We start from the raw sequence: 3,904 nt of genomic DNA on the forward strand, positions 1-3,904 counted from the left end.
GCCTGATTTAACAGGCCACAAAGCTGATGGGAGAGGACTGAATGAGCAATGACGGCGTGAATGCAGGCCGGCGTCGCTTCTTGGTAGCAGCCACATCCGTGGTGGGTGCTGCAGGAGCGGTGGGGGCTGCGGTCCCGTTCGTGGGGTCATGGTTTCCCAGTGCCAAGGCGAAAGCCGCTGGTGCACCGGTGAAAGTGAATGTCAGCAAAATCGAGCCAGGTCAGCAGATGATTGCTGAATGGCGCGGTCAGCCGGTGTTCATCGTCCGCCGTACACAGGAAATCCTGGGGAATCTGAAAAAGATCGAGGGCCAGTTGTCTGACCCGACCTCCAAGAACTCGACACAACCGACCTATGTCGACCCGGAAGTACGGTCGATCAAACCTGAGATTTTGCTGCTGATCGGTATCTGCACGCATCTGGGTTGCTCGCCGACGTTCCGTCCTGAAGTGGCGCCTGCTGACCTTGGCAAAGACTGGGTAGGCGGTTATTTCTGCCCATGCCACGGCTCCCACTACGATCTGGCTGGCCGCGTCTACAAGTCGCAACCTGCGCCTTTGAACCTGCCAGTTCCCCCGCATTCCTATGAAACCGATGAAGTCATCGTCATTGGCGTCGATAAGGAGAACGCGTGATGAACAAGTTCATGGATTGGGTTGATGCACGCTTCCCCGCGACCAAGATGTGGGAAGACCATCTCAGCAAGTATTACGCTCCAAAAAACTTCAACTTCTTCTACTTCTTCGGTTCCCTGGCGCTGCTCGTTCTGGTCAACCAGATCGTCACCGGTGTCTGGCTGACCATGAGCTACACCCCGTCGGCAGAAGAGGCATTCGCTTCCGTCGAATACATCATGCGCGACGTCGAGTACGGCTCGATTCTGCGTCTGCTGCACTCCACCGGCGCTTCGGCGTTCTTCATCGTGGTTTATCTGCACATGTTCCGTGGCTTGCTCTACGGTTCGTACCAGAAGCCGCGCGAACTGGTGTGGGTCTTTGGCATGCTGATCTACCTGGCGCTGATGGCTGAAGCCTTCATGGGCTACCTGCTGCCGTGGGGTCAAATGTCCTACTGGGGCGCCCAGGTGATCATCTCGCTGTTCGGTGCGATCCCGGTCATCGGTAACGACCTGACCCAGTGGATCCGCGGTGACTACCTGATTTCCGGTATTACCCTCAACCGCTTCTTCGCCTTGCACGTAGTTGCCTTGCCGATCGTGATTCTCGGTCTGGTGGTGCTGCACATTCTGGCGCTGCACGAAGTCGGTTCGAACAATCCGGACGGCGTGGACATCAAGAAACACAAGGACGAGAACGGCATACCGTTGGACGGCATTGCCTTCCACCCGTACTACACCGTGAAAGATATTGTCGGCGTGGTGGTGTTCCTGTTTATCTTCTGCTCAATCGTGTTCTTCTTCCCGGAAATGGGTGGTTACTTCCTCGAGAAGCCGAACTTCGAAGTGGCGAACGCCTTCAAGACCCCAGAGCATATTGCTCCGGTCTGGTACTTCACACCGTTCTACGCGATTTTGCGGGCAGTTCCCGACAAGCTCCTGGGTGTTATCGCCATGGGTGCGGCCATCGCTGTGCTGTTCGTCCTGCCGTGGCTGGACCGTAGTCCGGTCAAGTCCATGCGCTACAAGGGCTGGCTGAGCAAGATCTGGCTTTGGGTGTTCTGCATCTCGTTCGTAATCCTGGGCGTGTTGGGTGTTTTGGCTCCAACACCAGGCCGTACGTTGCTGTCGCAGATCTGCACCTTCCTGTACTTCGCCTACTTCATTCTGATGCCGTTCTACACCAGGCTCGAGAAGACCAAACCGGTTCCGGAAAGGGTGACTGGCTGATGAAAAAACTATTCGCGGTATTGATTCTTGCTGCCTTGCCAGCACTGTCCTTTGCGGCTGAGCATGGTGGTCCCGAGCTGGAAAAAGTCGACATCGATGTGTCCGACAAGGCTGCCATGCAGGACGGCGCACGTACTTTCGCCAACTATTGCATGGGCTGCCACAGCGCCAAGTTCCAGCGCTATGAGCGCGTTGCCGATGATCTGAGCATTCCGCACGAGCTGATGCTTGAGAAGCTGGTATTCACCGGCGCCAAGATCGGCGACCACATGACCATCGGTATGCAGCCGGCTGACGCCAAGACCTGGTTCGGTGCGGCACCGCCTGACCTGACCCTGGTTGCACGAGTTCGCGGCACCGACTGGCTCTACGGTTACCTGAAGTCGTTCTATGAAGATCCGTCGCGTCCTTGGGGCGTCAACAACAAGGTCTTCCCGAACGTCGGCATGCCTAACGTCCTGGTCGGCCTGCAAGGTCGCCAGGTCGTTGGTTGCAAGCAGGTGCAGATCGTCGAAGACGGCAAGAAGCAATATGATCCGTTGACCGGTACCCCGCTGACTCATGAAGCGTGCGATCAACTGACTATCGTGCCGAAAAGCGGTGCTTTGACCGAAGAGCAGTTCGATGAGAAGGTCAAGAATCTGGTAACCTTCCTGGCTTATTCGGCTAACCCGGTTAAGTTGCAGCATCAGCGCATCGGTACGTACGTATTGCTGTACCTCGCGTTCTTCTTCGTATTCGCTTACTTGCTCAAGCGCGAATACTGGAAAGATGTGCACTGATAAAGCTTCAAGCAATTGCTGTTAATCGCGCGCGCCCAAGGGCGCCTCTGAAAATGTAACGAGCCTGGAGTACCAGGCGTTACGGGAGGCGCCCTCTGGGCGCGCTCGTTTTTCCGCTTCCGATAATTTCTACAAGCGAGGAGGATCGCCATGGGCGTGACCAATCGGTTGGCCTGTTACTCCGACCCCGCCGACCACTATTCCCACCGAGTGCGAATCGTACTGGCAGAGAAGGGTGTCAGCGCCGAGATCATTTACGTTGAAGCTGGCCGTCAGCCGCCTAAACTGATCGAAGTGAACCCATACGGCAGCTTGCCCACTCTGGTCGATCGTGACTTGGCGTTGTGGGAGTCAACGGTGGTGATGGAATATCTGGATGAGCGTTACCCGCATCCGCCGCTGTTGCCGGTTTATCCTGTGGCGCGTGCCAACAGCCGTCTGCTGATGCACCGCATTCAGCGTGACTGGTGTGGTCTGGTGGATCTGATTCTGGATTCGCGGACCAAGGAAGCGGCTCGCGCCGTGGCGCGCAAAGAACTGCGTGAAAGCCTGACAGGTGTGTCGCCGTTGTTTGCGGACAAGCCGTTTTTCCTCAGTGAGGAACAAAGCCTGGTGGATTGCTGCCTATTGCCAATACTCTGGCGATTGCCGATTCTGGGTATAGAACTGCCGCGGCCAGCCAAGCCGCTGCTTGATTACATGGAGCGCCAGTTTGCGCGTGAGGCTTTCCAGGCGAGTCTGTCTGGTGTCGAACGCGATATGCGCTAAGGCTTAAGGAGCCGCTATGAACTCCAGTCGACCTTATCTGGTCCGCGCGCTCTACGAGTGGATTGTCGATAACGATTGCACCCCGCACATGCTGGTCAATTCCGAGTATCCCTCGGTGCAGGTGCCGCAAGGTTTTGCCAGTGATGGACAGATCGTCCTGAACGTATCACCACAAGCTGTGCGTCATCTGCACATGGACAACGAAGCTGTCAGTTTCGAAGGCCGCTTTGGTGGTGTACCTCATACGCTGTACGTGCCTATTGCTTCGATCCTGGGTATTTATGCCCGAGAAAACGGTCAGGGCATGGTGTTCGATCTGGAGTCGCCTATGGACGACGAGGACGAGATCGAGCCGGATGACGATGTTCCGCCACCCGACAGCGAGCCACCGCGCCCTAGCGGTCGGCCTAGTTTGAAAGTAGTGAAATAACAAAAAAAGGCGATCCATCTGGATCGCCTTTTTCATTGCCTGTAGGAGCCCGGCTTGCCGGCGATGGCGATCTCAAGG

General features: G+C 56.4%; 5 protein-coding genes. All 5 read left to right on the forward strand.

Annotated elements, in window-relative coordinates:
- Window positions 1–41: 41 nt before the first annotated feature.
- The 5 genes from petA to ACRESJ_RS34475 all read left to right on the forward strand — a co-directional run bounded on the left by petA (window position 42) and on the right by ACRESJ_RS34475 (window position 3,826).
- Entirely contained in the window at window positions 42–635 is a 594-nt protein-coding gene (gene petA, locus ACRESJ_RS34455; protein WP_431761876.1) for a ubiquinol-cytochrome c reductase iron-sulfur subunit, read from the forward strand.
- Window positions 635–1,846: a cytochrome b gene (locus ACRESJ_RS34460; protein WP_431761877.1), complete on the forward strand. Its 1,212-nt coding sequence runs from the start codon at window positions 635–637 to the stop codon at window positions 1,844–1,846. Before petA ends, ACRESJ_RS34460 begins: the two co-directional genes overlap by 1 nt.
- Entirely contained in the window at window positions 1,846–2,628 is a 783-nt protein-coding gene (locus tag ACRESJ_RS34465) for a cytochrome c1 (RefSeq protein WP_431761878.1), read from the forward strand. Before ACRESJ_RS34460 ends, ACRESJ_RS34465 begins: the two co-directional genes overlap by 1 nt.
- A 150-nt stretch (window positions 2,629–2,778) precedes the next feature.
- Window positions 2,779–3,396: a glutathione S-transferase N-terminal domain-containing protein gene (locus ACRESJ_RS34470; RefSeq protein WP_007989864.1), complete on the forward strand. Its 618-nt coding sequence runs from the start codon at window positions 2,779–2,781 to the stop codon at window positions 3,394–3,396.
- A gap of 16 nt (window positions 3,397–3,412) precedes the next feature.
- Complete coding sequence (locus tag ACRESJ_RS34475) at window positions 3,413–3,826, forward strand: ClpXP protease specificity-enhancing factor (RefSeq protein WP_431761879.1); 414 nt, start codon at window positions 3,413–3,415, stop codon at window positions 3,824–3,826.
- Window positions 3,827–3,904: the final 78 nt, after the last annotated feature.

The organism is Pseudomonas sp. (assembly GCF_050739655.1).
Lineage (GTDB): Bacteria > Pseudomonadota > Gammaproteobacteria > Pseudomonadales > Pseudomonadaceae > Aquipseudomonas.